This is a genomic window from Cyclobacterium sp. SOCE241, assembly GCF_056867545.1.
In genome coordinates this window covers 189439-205325 of sequence record NZ_CP149779.1, presented here as the reverse complement: position 1 = coordinate 205325, position 15887 = coordinate 189439, and the positions used below count along the sequence as shown (strand labels likewise).

Genomic DNA, 15887 nt, shown 5'->3' with positions numbered 1-15887 from the left:
TGCTTTATCGCTCTAAATCCCTTAAAAAGTTTAAATAATAAATTATAAAAAGGTGCATTTAAACTTAACCTATACCCTTATTAATTGATCATATTAATGTAAAAGTATTCAACATTTTGTTACGAAAAGCAAAAAAACAATCACTATAACTTATTATTAGTAATAAATATTCAATTTAATTTTGATTGATCGTAAATTAAAGCAATAAAACCCTCTACCACATGAAAAACAATTTACTGATTCAACTCAGCTATTGTATTGGCCTTTGCCTTTTGATTAGCTGCAGTACCAACTTAATGGTCTTGGAAGACATGTTGCCAAGAGCCAAACAAAAATCCTTTGAAGTGAAATTTAGTCAAGCCACACTAACTGATTTTTCGGTAAACTTTGATCTGGTCTATGAAATCAGCAATCCCTATCAAAAAGACCTTCCTATACCAGATCATGTCATGGGGATATTTGTAGATGGCAAAGATATAGGTTTGGCCCAAAGCCATGCAGAAGTGCTTATACCTGCAAAATCCAACTCCTTGCTCAGGTACACTTTTTCACTAAACTCAAACCAACTAAAGCAATTGATAGGGAAAAACAACAACCTCGCATTTAAAACTGCCATTTCTCTTGACCTCACAGATTATAGCAGTTTGCTCCCTGATTTTCAGCTTGCCCTTAGTGACGATTTTGATTTGGAGTCTTCGGAACTAAAGCCATATGTGGGTAAAATGCTTCAAAAAAAAATTGGAAAGTTTGACTTTTCCTATGAGCACAGCACACAGGTAAAAATCCCTGCTCCCCCCTGATCAGCAAGTCAAACCAACCCATTGAGATCCGACTTCTAGGTGAAGGAAGCAACCTGATCAATCCCAATGCCATCAAAACAGCCCTGATACCATTTGGCGATTTATTAATTAATGGAGAACTGAATGGGCTAAAAACCCATTTATTGATGCCGTCACTAGTTTGACCATCCCTGTTCCTGCTCCTACTATTACTCAGTGGGACAGAACCGTTAATGTGAAAATTGAAGACCATGTATTGAATTTACTCAGTCCCTTTGACCCCAATATCAACAATAAATGGGCAGAGATAAAAAATATAATGTACAGGACCAACAGCTTTAAAGCAACGGATTACTTTGTAGACAATTTCTTGGATCCTGCAGGTTTCCCTGATGCTTCAGAAAAATGGGACAGTTTTCAAGCTTCCTATAATCAGCTAAAGTATACCGTATTTCCTGATCAGCTACCCGGACCACAGACCAGAGGCTTTGAAATCCTTGTTCCTTTTATTTTTAAAAATCAAAATGCCTTTCCTGTAAGCATACCTATTTTCCGTTCCAGCGTAATAATGCCAGGAGGACATCCCTTTACCATGTATGTAAAGCCAAAAGACATGGGAGAAATAAAGTTGGGAGAAGTACCCTCCCAGCAAACTCAAATTGAAGCCAATACCGAACAAACATTGTATGTGGTGTTTACTTTTGACATGAAGGCGTTTAATCAAGGCATTTACAGTCTGTTTATGAAAAATCAATTTGAGCCCAACCTTGGTGGTATCATGTCTTATGATTTTGGCTATGGCCCTCTTTATATTGGGTATGATCTGAAGAACATGAGTTTAGATTATAAATAGGAATTGGGGCTTCGTAGGTTAGTACGTTATACCCGAACGGATCAAAATCCCCTTTCAAAAAGGGGGCAAAGAGCTTGTCCCGGCCTAAGTCGGGAGGGATTTCTTCAACGAATTGTTAATTAATCGAAAAAATAAATGAAGGAAATTCCCCCTTCCCCGGTGGCTGAGCGGAGCCGAAGCCTCAGGGTGGTGTGAACTACACCTTAATTTGAACGTTATAAATCAATAGGTGCCGCTCCTCTGGAGCTAATAATCGAAACTGACTTCATATACTACAAAAATATTGCTCCTCTGGAGCACCTAAATTCTCGAGTAAATTATAAGATGGAATAATAAAGGAAATCACCCCTTCCCCGGTGGATGAGCGAAGCTGAAGCCTTAGGGTGATTTGATGATACAGTATTAGGCCTAGCCCATTAGAGAGGTTAAAATTTTAATTTTCCTCACCAAAGAATCTTTTGACCTCTTCATTTCTTTTCTCCTGACCGCTGCGCATCAGGACAGGCCCTGACTTGCCTCGCATCAGGGCAGGCTTATATGAAAAGAAACGAAGCAAAGAAAAATCAAGCCATAAGAAAACTCCTCCCCGCATGGCCCAACGCTGCCTCGTTCTCTGGCATGCCCCCGCGCTTCTTGCGATAGCATAGTGTAAAAGTTACCATAATTGGAAAAAACATGCTAGGGTATTATTGGCATTTTCTCCTGACTTGTAGGTTGTGCTTGAAAGAAATAGAGGCAATCCCATTGCAAGGAAGTAGGTGTGTTAGACGCATTAAAGTAAATAGCCACAATTCAAACTGGTGGCTGAGCGAAGCTGAAGCCTTAGGATGATTTGATGATACAGTATTAGGCCTAGCCCATTAGAGAGGTTAAAATTTTAATTTTCCTCAGCAAAGAATCTTTTGACCTCTTCATTTCTTTTCTCCTGACCGCTGCGCATCAGGACAGGCCCTGACTTGCCTCGCATCAGGGCAGGCTTATATGAAAAGAAACGAAGCAAAGAAAAATCAAGCCAGCAGAAAACTCCTCCCTGCATGGCCCAACGCTGCCTCGTTCTCTGGCATGCCCTCGCGCTTCTTGCGACAGCATAGTGTAAAAGTTACCATAATTGGAAAAAACATGGTATGCCATTATTGGCATTTTCTCCTGTCCAGTAGGCTTCGTTTGAAATTTAGAAGAAATACAGGCAGTCCCATTGTAAGAAAGAAGGTATGTTAGACGCATTAAAGTAAATAGCCACAATTCAAACTGGAGGCTGAGCGAAGCTGAAGCCTTAGGGTGATTTGATGATACAGTATTAGGCCTAGCCCATTAGAGAGGTTAAAATTTTAATTTTCCTCACCAAAGAATCTTTTGACCTCTTCATTTCTTTTCTCCTGACCGCTGCGCATCAGGACAGGCCCTGACTTGCCTCGCATCAGGGCAGGCTTATATGAAAAGAAACGAAGCAAAGAAAAATCAAGCCAGCAGAAAACTCCTCCCCACATGGCCCGACACCGCCTCGTTCTCTGGCATGCCCACGCGCTTCTTGCGATAGCATAGTGTAAAAGTTACCATAATTGGAAAAAACATGGTATGCCATTATTGGCATTTTCTCCTGTCCAGTAGGCTTCGTTTGAAATTTGGAAGAAATACAGGCAGTCCCATTGTAAGAAAGAAGGTATGTTAGACGTATCAAAGTAAATAACCACAATTTAACCCGGTGGATGAGCGAAGCTGAAGCCTTAGGGTGGGAGTGACGTGATGATCTGGTATTTGGCTTAGCATAATTGAGAGGTTAAAATTTTAATTTTCCTCAGCAAAGAATCTTTTGACCTCTTCATTTCTTTTCCTTAGATGAAAAGAAACGAAGCAAAGAAAAATCAAGCCTGCAGAAAACTACTCCCCACATGGCCCGACGCCGCCTCGTTCTCTGGCATGCCCCCGCGCTTCTTGCGATAGTATAGTGTAAAAGTTACCATAATTGGAAAAAATATGCTACGGCATTATTCGTATTTTTTCTACCTTGAAGGGTTAACTCTTACCCCTTCAACTCCCTTAGGCTCCGTTTAAATCCATTACTTACTCCATATTTTATAAGATAATATTTCATTACTTAAAAAATTTAAACCATATTTAGGTAACGTAACCGTGCAAAATTTAAATTTGTCTATTTCACTATTTTAAATTCAAACACGCTTTCTCTTACCTATATACCCAACTAATGAAAAATCACAAATACCTTTTGGTCGCGCTTTTAATTTGTTGTGCTCTAGGCTTACCTAAAGTAATATTTGCAACAACCTTAGGCCCCGATGAACCTAAGGAACCAAAGCATGTGGTGTTTCTAATCAGTGAGGATCCCTTGAACTATGAGGCCCACCTTACGGTTCCTCCTTTTGCGGAGATGCTTGATGAAAAATATGAAGACTTAAAAATTACAGTGCTCAAAGGTGAGGGTACACACGGTGCCTACCGCTTTCCTAATTTTGAGATACTTAAAGAAGCGGACCTATTGGTTGTCTTTTGCAGAAGACTGGCCCTGCCTTTTGACCAAATGACAAGCATCAAAAATTACCTCAGGTCAGGTAAACCATTGGTAGGTTTGCGAACAGCCAATCATGGGTTTTCAGTTAGAGATGAAGTGGAACCCGGATTTGAGGGCTGGTGGGGTTTTGTACCGGACATATTGGGTTGTGAAAACAATGGTTATTTCCCTGAGAAATTAGGGACAATTGTAAGCGTTTACCCTGGGGCTGAAAATCATTCTATTCTAAATGGTCTTGACTTAAAAAACTGGAAGAGCAAGGGTCAGGTGTATAAAGTTAAGCCAATTATAGATCCAAATGCGGTGGTTTTACTCAATGGCAAACCAAGAGGAAAATCTGACATCGAACCTATAGCATGGACAAGAAATACAGCTTATGGTGGAAAAGTTTTTTACACCTCATTGGGCTATCCTACGGATTTCAAACAAGCACCCTTTATTCAATTGCTGATCAATAGTATTCATTGGGCTTTGGTAAAAGAGTAAATGAGTAATATGCTTCCTAAAATGAACAAGAGAAATTACCTCTTCACTTTACTTTTTTTTAGTCTTTTGGTAAATGGCCTAAAAGCCCAAAACCCTTTGCCCAATTGGGAAAAGGTGAGCGAAAAGGCGGACTGGCAAGCCAGGGATTCACAAGGAGAAATGGTTTATAACGACAAACTCTGGATTTTAGGTGGCTGGTTTGACTCCCATCATGCGCCACCAAGAGATGTGTGGTCATCCTCCAATGGAAAGGACTGGGACAAAGTAGCATCAAATGCGCCATGGATCCACAGTGACCTGCCCATGACCTTTGTTTTTAAGGACAAAATGTGGATTACAGGTGGTTGGTACAATGGTCGGCTGGAAGGACATTCTGCCAGCAACAGTGTCTGGTCCTCCACAAATGGAGCAGACTGGAAATTGGAAAAGAAGGCAGCTTCCTGGACAGCTAGAATTGCATCAACCATAGTGGAATTCAAAGGCAAGCTCTGGTTAATGGGTGGTATAGAGAATTACTATTTTGGGTGAAAAAAGCCTTAAAAACGATGTTTGGGTTTCCGAAAATGGTAAGGATTGGGAATTGGCCACTGCCGATGCTGGCTGGTCTCCAAGAGCTTACCATCAGTCCGCTGTGCTCAATGGCAAGATGTATGTTTTCGGCGGAGGCAATTACACCCCTGAATACCATGCAAATAACGATGTTTGGGTCACAGAAGACGGTATCAATTGGGAACAGGTAACCGAAGCTGCCCCATGGCATAAGCGGATATGGTTTTCATCTGTCGTGTACAGGGACTGTATCTGGGTAATGGGAGGATGGTCCAACAACCCTTACAAAAACTGGGGAGATGTCTGGTACAGCAGGGATGGCATAAACTGGACTGAATACAAACCGGAAATTAGCTGGCCCGGCCGACACGAACATTCGGCATTTGTATTTCAGGATAAAATATTTGTTGCCGGAGGCATGCTCCCTCCCCTAGTCAATGACGTTTGGTCACTAAACTTGCCTGAGGACTGGTAAAGCTCAATTTACTTTTGTTAGATAAATCCTAGTTAAGCATAAACCCAAATATTAAAGTCTCCTAAACCTAATCCCACATCACCCCATCGCAGATCACAAGATCACTACATTCCCAGATCAATTTATCATCAATAAATTGATACCTGTTAACAAATAGAGGGTATAAAAGATTAGAATTCTTAATCATTCTCATTTAATATCAATATTGCTAAACCTCCATAATTAAAACCCAAGTTAAAAAAGAACAAACAATTATTTAAATACCCATGTGCTTCTCAATCCGGATGAGACGCTGTTCATGATCTGAAACGTGATTCCCGACAAAATGCATAAACTCATCCATCTCTTCCTGGAATTCTCCAAAGGAGTTTTTGAGTTGACCTGTTGAATCATGTAAATAGGAAATTTTGGCATCCATGTTGTTCAAAGCCCGCTTAATACGATGTTCAAATTCTTCAAATTTTTCCATGCTGTTTGGTAGAATTAGCTCCTTTAAATATAGTGATTTTTTTTATAATGGTTTTAGTAAGTGTTTTTAACGTATATTTCATTCTAGTAGAGAGCTAACAAGGCCATTTTTTTTATGCCCTGATTGCCAAAAAGAAAATTTAACCACTATACAAGAGATGTCAAATCTTCATTCCTGACGGGTGATAAAAAAGATAATGGCAAAAGAATGGTACACCTCATCACTACATCACCCCATCACTCAATCTCTATATCACAAATTCCTGATTTTCTTCTCATTACAGTCTTCACACATGCTATTCACAAGATAAAAATGCCCATTCACGGGAAAAAGCAGCCAGTTCACAATAAATATAATTATCTCTTTATGAAAAATAAATTTAATTGGTTTAATTAAAACATCTTTTAACCATAAACCAAAAAATAGAATGAAAAAGTAAATAACTTTGCAGAAAGCTACTGTTGCCATGGGAGTAGTGGCCATGAGTGTGGGATTATTTAATTCCTTTAATGTGGAGGCAGATGGAGGTTGTGGCTATTATAAAGAAAACGACTACTGCCAAAATTATTATCCCAATTTGTACCTTTGTAGTAAAAAAATGCCGGGAAGAAGGAATTTTTACCTGCGAAGTTTGGATGCAAAACCCATGTAGTCTCGCATGTGGAGGCTTTTAAGAAAAACAATGAATTCTTTCTCTCAAACATTACCCGGAATTATCTTTAGTTTTTTATTTCTCTGCTCCTGCTCAAATACATCCAATAACAATAATTTGGGTTCCCAAAATATGGCAATTCCCATACCTGAAGAAAATATCGAAAGATTTTCAGAAGTTTTTAATAAAGTAAATTATATAACTGTCCAATTACCACTTGAATCATCCATTGGCCAGGCCGATAAAGTAATTATAACTGAAGATAATATATTCATTGGAGACTTTTACCAAAATCCCAAAGTAATTATCCTTGACAAGGAGGGTAATTTCCTAAGCAGTATCAACGCATTTGGGGAAGGACCGGGGGAGTACACTCAAATTAACGACTTTGTCATACATCATGAAGACCCGAAAGTACTTATTTTATCTACCAAAAAAATATTGGCATTCGATTTCAATGGAAATTTCGTTGAAGATTTAGACAGACCAATAAGTGGTGGATATAAATTCTTAGCTACCAAAAAGGACGAGTTGATATTTTACGTTCCTCCAAACATTTCGTCGGCTGACCCTAAGCATGGCGATAATATATTATTTTCATATGAAAACCAGAAAGTCCATCCTTTTTTTACCTCTAAATTTATGGAAGAAAAAATTCCGTTTTTTGCCGACAGGAATATCTTGGTCTACTTAGACAACAAAACTTTCTTTACAAAGCATTTTTCCGATACAATCTACGTATTTGAAGGTAAGGAATTGAAAGAAAAGATGTATTTGGATTTTGAGAATTCTAGAAAGTTAAAGTTAAATATATTTCAGGAACATGACTCAAATATTCTAAATAACTTGGAGTACATGCAAGACTATGTATACCACATGCCCAATTTACCCCTATCCGGAAAATATTTGGTCACTTGTTTTAGGGAGAAAAATTACAGAAGTACGCTACTCTATAATAGAACAAAAAAAACATCTAAATCCATCTCCAATGCTACCAATGATTTAGATGGGTTATTACCTTATTTAAATGTTAAATATTTATCCAATAATACACTCATTAGCGTCCATTATCCCGATGAATTTATTACAATTGAACAGATGGAAAATTCAGACCATCCCCTGCTTGAGTCACTACAACAAGAAACAGTTTCTTTTGTTTTTGCCATATATCAAATAAAGGATTAACCAATTCCTTAAGAACTCCTCTTCAATAGATCACAAGGTCACTCTATCACCCAATCACTACATCACAAGATCACTACATCACCATATCCAATAAATATGCCCATTCACGGGAAAAAGCAACCAGTTCACGATAAATATAATTAATCGTTTATGAAAAATAATTTTAATTGGTTTAATTATACCTTATTTTAACCATAAATCAAAAAATAGCATGAAAAAGAAAATAACTTTACAAAAAGCTACGGTGGCCGCTGGGGTTGTGGCCATGAGTGTTGGATTATTTATTCTTTTAATGTAGAAGCAGATGGAGGTTGTGGCTATATGTGTTGCCCAGGCACCTCATACTGTACTGATGAATCTGGAATAGTATGGTCAGAGGACAGACCGGTTGATAGAGATTTTCCAGGTGATACCTGTACGAATCATCAATAATCTATGGTAAATAGTAAATAAAAGGCTTCACGATAAGAGTTATTTTATATCTAGATTTATTTAGGTTAGTTAGAATCTTTCGGTTTATCGTGAAGCTTTTTAGCAAATTGTAAATTTAATACTGTTGTGAAATTAACTAAAAAATCAAATAAGGTTTTATTAAATGCGGCAATGTTAATCATTATACTATTGTCTTTATCGAATTGTTCAGAAGACAAATTGAAATCTGATAACGTAAAAAGCTTTACTGAAAAAACGATACCTAGAACAGTAAACCTGGCTGGCAAAAAATACTTTTTTGAGGAAATAAAAGTGCCGCTTAAAATTTTCATTAAAAACAATAAGTTGATCATTGGCGAAAGCAGAAGGGTACCTGAAGATTTTCCTCCAATTCATGTCCTCGATGCAAAAAAATGAAATATTTGCGGCCATTCGGTAAAATAGGGTTTGGACCCGGTGAAGTTTCTGACGTCTCAGGAATTGATTTAGGTGCCAATGATAATACTTTCTGGGTTTATAGCGCAATGTCAAAGCATTTTTCAGAATTCGACCTTGATGATACCACATCATTGTCAAAAAATCAAATCAAACAAGAAGGAGACTTCTATATGGCCATGGCCATGGCTTGGTCCTCCGATAGTACAGTTATGTGCCGCATGGTAAATGATCCCCATCAATTTGTAGAATTTTCGATTGATGGAAGGCGCTTAGCGAATTATGGGAAATGGGAAGATCATTTAGTCAGAGAAGACCTAACCAATTATATGATGTCGGATTTACATATGGGATGGTTTAAAGGAAACCAGATAAATAATGTTTATGCATCTGCTGGTGTTTATAGAGATAGAATTGAAATTTTAAACAAAGAGAAAGGAAAAATTTTCATTACAGATGGCCCCTTCAATTACATTCCCAAATTTACAATTGCTAATTCCAGTGGCTCATCTAATAAATTAATCGTGGGTATAGCCGAACCCTTGGCCTATTTGGACATTGCTATATCCAAAAACTATATTTTTGGTTTATATTCTGATAAAACCGAAAAACAATTGAGGGAAAGTAATGAAATCGCCAATGATATCTATGCATTTGACCTGGAAGGTAAAATTAAATGTAATTTTATATTGGATATTTCTATCAGAGGATTGGCGGTAGACGAGGAATCCCAAAAATTATATGGCATCACCACAGATGAAGATCCAGGAATTGCTGTTTTTGACTTACCTGACCTAAAATAATACCTCAATGGGCAAAAATACTTCGCTAAAACAATCTTTTTTAATCCTCACCAATAAAACCTCACTCCCTTTAATTCAAAAATACCATAAGCTGTTTACAGCTACCCAAAATATGGGAGATACAGTGGTGTTGTACCATTTGCTAGGGGATAATTCTAATCCAAACTTAGAAGACGTGAATACGCACATCTTTGACGATGAAGTCTTAAGCTCCTTGAATTATTTCCCACTTGGCTTTACCCTGGTACCGGGTAGCAATCATTTCCCCTTGCTAAAATTCTACCTTTCTCATCCACATTACGATTACTATTGGTGCATTGAAGACGACGTGGAATTCTCGGGGGATTGGAAATCCTTTTTTGAAGATTTTTCCTCTATTGACACTGATTTTATCAGTAGTCATATCCGCCGCTATAAAGAAGAACCGGAATGGCCTTGGTGGCCTACCCTGGCCCATCCCTACACCGTTATCCCACAAGAGCAACGGATCCGGTCCTTTAACCCCATCTACCGAATTTCACGTCAAGCTTTAGAATTACTTCACAAAGCACTCTTAAGCAAGTGGTGTGGGCATCATGAAGTACTCATTCCTACCCTGCTTTATGAAAGTGGATTTTCCATCCAAGACTTTGGTGGGAAAGGGGAATTTGTACCCGAAGGCCTTGAAAACAAATTTTATTCGGAAAATACACCTAACAAAAGAGGTATACTTTCCGACGGCACCATGCGATGGAGACCCGTTTTCGAAAAAACAGGGAATTTGAAAAATAAACTTTACCACCCTGTAAAAATAACAGATGAATAAGGTTACACAACTTTTCCATACACGAGATGAGCTATTGTTGGGACATTACACCAGCCTCGAAAATCCTGGACTCTTTAAAGGCAAGTTTGGCCTTTGCCTTTACTTCTTCGAAGCCTTTCAACAGTGCGAAGAACTAAAATACCAGCATGCAGCGGAACATTTACTACAAGAGGGGTACAATTTTATTCACCAAAACCCGATGCCGACCTCATTTGACAATGGACTGGCCGGAATTGCCTGGGGAATTAACCAATTAATCAAAAGAGGTTATTTGGAGGGTAATGCCGATGAATTGCTAATGGAAATAGACACAATCCTTTTCAAGGTTATTTCTGAAAAAACGAACGAGCTTGAATTTGGCTTAAAGCGTGGAATATTAGGCTACCTGATCTATATCCTCGACCGTGTTTCAGTCCAGCCTAAAAATGCGCCAGAGAAGGTAAACAGTGAAATATTCACTTCTCTTGCAGTTTTACTGATCAACCGCATCCACCTAATGGCCGAAGAAAACAGGGGCAATTTTACTGAGCCAAAAGAATTTAACCTATTCTGGGACCTACCCAATTACCTGTATGTGTTGGGTGAAATCAACCGCCTGAACATAATGCCCAACAAAACCCGACAAATGATTCGAAACATTTCTCCTCTGCTGCTTTCCTTGATTCCCCAAAATTTAGGAAACTGTCTCAGTTTGCTTTACGGAATGAGCAAGGTGGCACATGAGGATTGGTCAGCACACACCCGACTTCTGCAAGAAAAATTAAATAGTGCTTCAATCACTTCTTTTAGGCTTGCAAATAAAAGCCTGTATGTAGAAAACGGTCTTTCCGGTTTGATTTATATTAGACAAGCAAGTAGGGTTGGAAATAGATGATTGGAAGGGCTTGTTTAATGATGAAAAAAACGTACAACTAGTGATGCAACATCTGGAGAAATCCGAGTATTGGAGAGCCACCGAAAAAATCCAGAAAACGAAATGGGGTTTATTTACGGAATTACAGGAATTCATTACGCTCTCCTTTTTTGAAACAAATTAAAGATCCTCAACATGAATAAAGCGTCTCTGCAAGATATCAGCTTTCTTATTCCTGTCCGGTTGGATTCAGTCATTCGGTTGGAAAACCTAATGGTGGTGATAGACTTTCTACACCATCACTTACGCTCTCCTATTTTAGTCCTTGAAGCTTCCGCTTATAAAACCGGGATTATTTCTGCTTTAGCAGGGAATAAAATAAATTATTGGTTTGAAGAAGATAGGGACGATATCTTCCACCGGACAAAATACATCAATACATTGGTAGGGTTTTCTAAGACACCATTTGTAGCAATTTGGGACTGTGATGTTATCATTCCACCAAAACAAATCATAGCAGCCCTAAAATGCATGAAAGATGGCGAATCAAGTTTCGTTTTTCCCTATGCCAAAGAATTTTTAGATACGGGTATGATCCTTAGGGAAATTTTTATAAAAAATCGGGATCTTACAGTATTTACTTCACACAAAGCTAAAATGATGTCAATGTATGGACCTGACCCCATAGGTGGTGCTTTTCTTGCAAACCTTCAGGATTACAAGGCAACGGGGATTGAAAACCCGAACTTTTACGGGTGGGGAAGGGAAGATGGAGAGCGAATACACCGATGGAAAGGGCTAGGTTACAATCATAACCGCATAGACGGACCCTTGTTCCATCTTTCTCATCCTCGTGGAATCAATAGTAGTTTCCATAGTAATCGTGAAGACCAGGGAAAATGGAACGACATTCTTTATATTAAATCACTGGGGAAAAAGGAGTTAAACAACAAAATCCAAGAATGGTCTCAATCTTAAATTATTTTACAAATTTAACTAAAAAATTGAATCCTAAATTGAAGATTAAATCCCAGGTTGAGTACTGGATTCATATTACTGGGAATAAGAAAAACTGGACGGTAGTACAAATTGGAGCCAATGACGGCAAAACCAAAGACCCACTTCATAAGTCTATTTTAAAAAATAAAAAATGGAAAATGCTTTTCGTAGAGCCCGTTCCCTACCTATTTGAAAAACTAAAGACCCATTACCCCGATTCAACTAGGTTTTTATTCGAAAACACCGCCATCAATAATGGCACAAGGCAGGAATTTTATTGGGTAGACCAAAAGGCCAAATACATCCTAGGCAATCTTCCGGACTGGTATGACCAATTGGGCTCCTTTGACAAAAACCATATCAGTAAACATCTGAACGGTATTTTAACCCCTTTATTGTTTCCACAAGCATAAAGGGAATTATCCTGAAAACTTTGCTTCAAAAGCATGGAATTCAACAAATCGATCTATTGCGGATAGATTGTGAAGGCCACGACTGGAAAATACTTAGACAATTGGATTTGACCAGATTTAAACCCTCTCTTATATTATTTGAAATGAAACACTTGAACCGGGAAGAATTAAAAGCAGCACTTTTATTACTTTACAATGACTATCAGGTTTATCAGTTTGAGGGGGACTTTTTGTGCTTTTCAAAAGTCGGATATAACGAATTATCTAAAAAAGACATAAAATACCTTCTTGACTTTCATTCCATCGAGTCACTTAAAAACAAGCTTTAGAAAATGAATGAAACTTCAAAAAAATTAAAAATTGCGTTCTTAGTTGAGCGTTTCCCCAAATTATCCGAAACATTTATACTCAACCAAATTAGTTATTTGATTGAGGCAGGCCATAAGGTGGATATTTTTCCGGCAGGCAAGTCTGAAGAAACTAAAGTACATGATGAGATTCACCGATTAGGATTACTCCAGCATACTTTTTATCCACCTAAAGTACCCCAAAACAAAATATGGGCTTGGCTAAAATTCTTTGTGTTGGTAAATATTAAGCAGGCTGTTCGAAAATTGGTTAAGTTACTTGATTCTCAGGATTTTTACCGCAATCAGGATATGATACGTCGGTTATATTTGATTTCTCTCTTCTATCCATTTATATCAAAAAATAAATATGATATTATTCATTGTCATTTTGGCCCTACCGGCTTGAGAGCAGTTTTTGTGAGATCACTAGGACTTTTAGATGGTAAAATGCTCACCACCTTTTATGGCTATGATATCACTCATCGGGCAATGGGTGAAAATTATTATCAAAACCTGTTTTCCAATAGCGATATATTTATTGTCATTTCTAATTTTATCAGGGAAAATGCAATTTCAGCTGGATTTGACAAGAATAAAATTGTGGTTTTGCCCATTGGTGTGAATCCTAGAGAATTTATACCTCATAAGCAGAAAACGGACAAAAATTGCATTCGACTGTTAAGCGTTGCGCGATTAGTAGAGAAAAAGGATTGTACTACTCCATCTCAGCTTTTCACCAGCTTGTAGAACTTCACCCAAATACCTTTTATGACATCGTGGGCGATGGTGAATTGATGAAACCTTTAATGGAACTGGTAACCTTTCTTGGATTGGAGGAAAAGGTTTTCTTTCATGGAGAGAAAAAAAGGCTGACATTATCAATTTTTACAGAATTTCCGACATTTTTGTACTTCCTAGCATTACGGCGAGTGATGGCAATTCTGAAGGACAGGGTCTGGTACTTCAGGAAGCCCAAGCCATGCAATTACCGGTAATTGCTACCTTACACAATGGGATACCTGAAGGAGTAATGGATGGCATCACTGGATACCTAGTTCCCGAAAAAGATATCAATGCCCTTCAAATAAAAATGAAATACCTTATTGAACATCCAAGGGTTAGAAAGGATATGGGAAATAGTGGTAGAAAATTTATAGAACACAAGTTTGACAACTTCCATTTAGGTAAAAAACTGGAAAAAATATATACTGATCTGCTATAAGTCATTTAGGACTCAAATATTTTTGTTTAAAAGCACTGATTAAACAAAAAATATATACAAATAAATTTTAATCGGTAATAGAAAATAGATCGTCTATTACATAATTCTGAGATTAAAAATGTAATTCCAATACAAATGTCAAATTAACACCTATTATTTTGTTAAATTCTATTTTTTTTTACTTTAACAATATAGTTATACTACTAAATATTTTTTATGGAAACCTCCTATTTAATTCTCAAATGCAGCCAAACCATACTAAAACTAGAGTTGAAAAAAAATAACGCATTTTTTAGTAAATGATTACCTGCTCACGGTCTTTTGTTTGAATAAAAACAGCCATTCTTTCTATTCTTCTTTTAAAAGTATGGAAGATAAGTTGCCGGAAAACTTTTTCAAAATAAACCGAAACTGCATAGTAAATGTAAATTTAATCTATTCTCTTCAAGTAAAAAAAGGGAAATAATTATGCAAAACGATTTTCGCCTTAAGGTGGCCAAATCAAAATGGACTGAAATAAAAAAGAAAATGATTCTACTAAACCAACTAAATAATGGCTTGGAAAATACAAATTAATCCTATCTCTTGTTTATTTAAAGATAAAACTGGAAATAATAGCAGGAAGTCAAAACCCAAAGAAAGCATTGAGGTAGAAACAATTTTTATCCTCAGTGCAGGTAGAACAGGCACCCGTTTTTTCCAGGATTTTTTTAATACCTGTTTCAGTCAGGTATATGCAGTTCATGAGCCCCAACCTGATTTTTTTGACATGGGTATGCAAAAAATTAGGACAGATTTGATTTTTGACGTCAGCTGCCAAAATATATGTGAATTCAGAAAACCATTACTAAAGCAAGTGCTTTCCACTCCAGAGACCACCTATATAGAATCAAATCCGCACGCTGCATACCTTATTCCGGAACTAATGGCTACATTTTCATCTATCAAGTTTTTGTATGTAGTCAGAAATCCAATAGACTCCGTCAGGTCATTTTATGCTAAATCTCCAAAAGATAGTGGTGGGGAAATGTTGTTTTATGGGGAAAACGATCACAGGAAAAGGATCTGCCCCAAGGACTTTCCAGGCGATGGATGGGAAAAAGAATGGCCCGATTTCAACCGGGTTCACAAAATAGCCTGGTACTGGAATAAAGTCAATAGCATTATTCAGGAATCCTTGCAAAACAGTGAAAATTCCCTACAAATTAAGTACGAAGATTTCTTTTCAAAAAACCAGTCTATCAGGGAAAAAACAATTTTACAAGTTATAGAATTTTTGAAATTAACCGAAAAAAGGGATGCAGATTGGAACAAAATAAACCATATCATGAATCAAAAGTCGAATGCAACCAAGGTAGAGTACCTCCCACCCTTTGAACAGTGGCCCATAAGGGAAAAAGAAATGTTTAAGGCGTTAACAAAGGAAATGAGGATCAAGCTAAATTACAAATAATACCTAAAACCCAGTTTCTTTCACTAATCTTCAATTACCACATCACTACATAAAACCTTCTCCAACTCACCACGTCCGATAAAACCGCTAGTTCACGGGAAAAAGCAGCCAGTTCACAATAAATATAATTATCTCTTTATGAAAAAT

19 protein-coding genes are annotated in these 15887 nt (G+C 37.5%); 18 read left to right on the top strand and 1 reads right to left on the bottom strand.

Features of this window, described 5'->3' with window-relative positions; genetic code table 11:
• Window positions 1–221 precede the first annotated feature (221 nt).
• The 5 genes from WG932_RS00970 (at window position 222) to WG932_RS00950 (ending at window position 5669) form a co-directional block, all read left to right on the top strand.
• Window positions 222–800 (top strand): hypothetical protein, encoded by a 579-nt coding sequence (locus tag WG932_RS00970; RefSeq protein ID WP_483086608.1) that lies wholly within the window; start codon window positions 222–224, stop codon window positions 798–800.
• Between the two features lie 160 nt (window positions 801–960).
• The gene (locus WG932_RS00965) at window positions 961–1632 is read left to right on the top strand and encodes a hypothetical protein (RefSeq protein WP_339677490.1); all 672 of its coding nucleotides are present in this window, start codon (window positions 961–963) and stop codon (window positions 1630–1632) included.
• Between the two features lie 2203 nt (window positions 1633–3835).
• Window positions 3836–4645 carry a ThuA domain-containing protein gene (locus tag WG932_RS00960; protein ID WP_483086607.1) on the top strand — a complete coding sequence of 270 codons (810 nt, stop codon included), beginning with the start codon at window positions 3836–3838 and terminating at the stop codon, window positions 4643–4645.
• Window positions 4646–4666: 21 nt separating this feature from the next.
• A complete protein-coding gene (locus WG932_RS00955; protein ID WP_483086606.1) occupies window positions 4667–5173 on the top strand; it encodes a Kelch repeat-containing protein in 507 nt (168 codons plus the stop codon).
• The gene (locus tag WG932_RS00950; RefSeq protein WP_483086605.1) at window positions 5166–5669 is read left to right on the top strand and encodes a Kelch repeat-containing protein; all 504 of its coding nucleotides are present in this window, start codon (window positions 5166–5168) and stop codon (window positions 5667–5669) included. The genes WG932_RS00955 and WG932_RS00950 overlap by 8 nt, the downstream gene beginning before the upstream one ends.
• Before the next feature lie 256 nt (window positions 5670–5925).
• On the opposite strand, the gene WG932_RS00945 is transcribed toward WG932_RS00950, so the two are convergent.
• Window positions 5926–6138 (bottom strand): hypothetical protein, encoded by a 213-nt coding sequence (locus WG932_RS00945; protein WP_149394788.1) that lies wholly within the window; start codon window positions 6136–6138, stop codon window positions 5926–5928.
• A 445-nt stretch (window positions 6139–6583) separates the two neighbouring features.
• Here WG932_RS00945 and WG932_RS00940 point away from each other — a divergent pair, with 445 nt between their 5' ends.
• The 13 genes from WG932_RS00940 to WG932_RS00880 all read left to right on the top strand — a co-directional run bounded on the left by WG932_RS00940 (window position 6584) and on the right by WG932_RS00880 (window position 15740).
• On the top strand, window positions 6584–6790 hold the full coding sequence (locus WG932_RS00940; protein ID WP_483086604.1) for a hypothetical protein: 207 nt from the start codon (window positions 6584–6586) through the stop codon (window positions 6788–6790).
• Between the two features lie 6 nt (window positions 6791–6796).
• Entirely contained in the window at window positions 6797–7975 is a 1179-nt protein-coding gene (locus WG932_RS00935; RefSeq protein ID WP_483086603.1) for a 6-bladed beta-propeller, read from the top strand.
• A gap of 603 nt (window positions 7976–8578) precedes the next feature.
• Window positions 8579–8824 (top strand): hypothetical protein, encoded by a 246-nt coding sequence (locus WG932_RS00930; RefSeq protein WP_483086602.1) that lies wholly within the window; start codon window positions 8579–8581, stop codon window positions 8822–8824.
• Entirely contained in the window at window positions 8821–9645 is an 825-nt protein-coding gene (locus tag WG932_RS00925; RefSeq protein WP_483086601.1) for a BF3164 family lipoprotein, read from the top strand. Before WG932_RS00930 ends, WG932_RS00925 begins: the two co-directional genes overlap by 4 nt.
• A gap of 7 nt (window positions 9646–9652) precedes the next feature.
• Entirely contained in the window at window positions 9653–10450 is a 798-nt protein-coding gene (locus tag WG932_RS00920) for a DUF3405 domain-containing protein (RefSeq protein ID WP_048643104.1), read from the top strand.
• Window positions 10443–11324, top strand: a complete 882-nt coding sequence (locus WG932_RS00915) for a lanthionine synthetase LanC family protein (RefSeq protein WP_483086600.1) — start codon at window positions 10443–10445, stop codon at window positions 11322–11324. The genes WG932_RS00920 and WG932_RS00915 overlap by 8 nt, the downstream gene beginning before the upstream one ends.
• Before the next feature lie 174 nt (window positions 11325–11498).
• The gene (locus WG932_RS00910; RefSeq protein ID WP_014021630.1) at window positions 11499–12281 is read left to right on the top strand and encodes a glycosyltransferase family protein; all 783 of its coding nucleotides are present in this window, start codon (window positions 11499–11501) and stop codon (window positions 12279–12281) included.
• Between the two features lie 38 nt (window positions 12282–12319).
• Window positions 12320–12715: a hypothetical protein gene (locus WG932_RS00905; RefSeq protein ID WP_483086599.1), complete on the top strand. Its 396-nt coding sequence runs from the start codon at window positions 12320–12322 to the stop codon at window positions 12713–12715.
• A gap of 20 nt (window positions 12716–12735) precedes the next feature.
• Window positions 12736–13044 carry an FkbM family methyltransferase gene (locus tag WG932_RS00900; RefSeq protein ID WP_483086598.1) on the top strand — a complete coding sequence of 103 codons (309 nt, stop codon included), beginning with the start codon at window positions 12736–12738 and terminating at the stop codon, window positions 13042–13044.
• 3 nt (window positions 13045–13047) lie between these two features.
• A complete protein-coding gene (locus tag WG932_RS00895; protein ID WP_483086597.1) occupies window positions 13048–13812 on the top strand; it encodes a glycosyltransferase in 765 nt (254 codons plus the stop codon).
• Window positions 13813–13855: 43 nt separating this feature from the next.
• Window positions 13856–14287 carry a glycosyltransferase gene (locus WG932_RS00890; RefSeq protein WP_483088542.1) on the top strand — a complete coding sequence of 144 codons (432 nt, stop codon included), beginning with the start codon at window positions 13856–13858 and terminating at the stop codon, window positions 14285–14287.
• Window positions 14288–14567: 280 nt separating this feature from the next.
• Window positions 14568–14753 (top strand): LytTR family transcriptional regulator DNA-binding domain-containing protein, encoded by a 186-nt coding sequence (locus WG932_RS00885; RefSeq protein ID WP_483088541.1) that lies wholly within the window; start codon window positions 14568–14570, stop codon window positions 14751–14753.
• An 87-nt stretch (window positions 14754–14840) separates the two neighbouring features.
• Window positions 14841–15740 (top strand): sulfotransferase domain-containing protein, encoded by a 900-nt coding sequence (locus WG932_RS00880; RefSeq protein WP_048643101.1) that lies wholly within the window; start codon window positions 14841–14843, stop codon window positions 15738–15740.
• Window positions 15741–15887 lie beyond the last annotated feature (147 nt).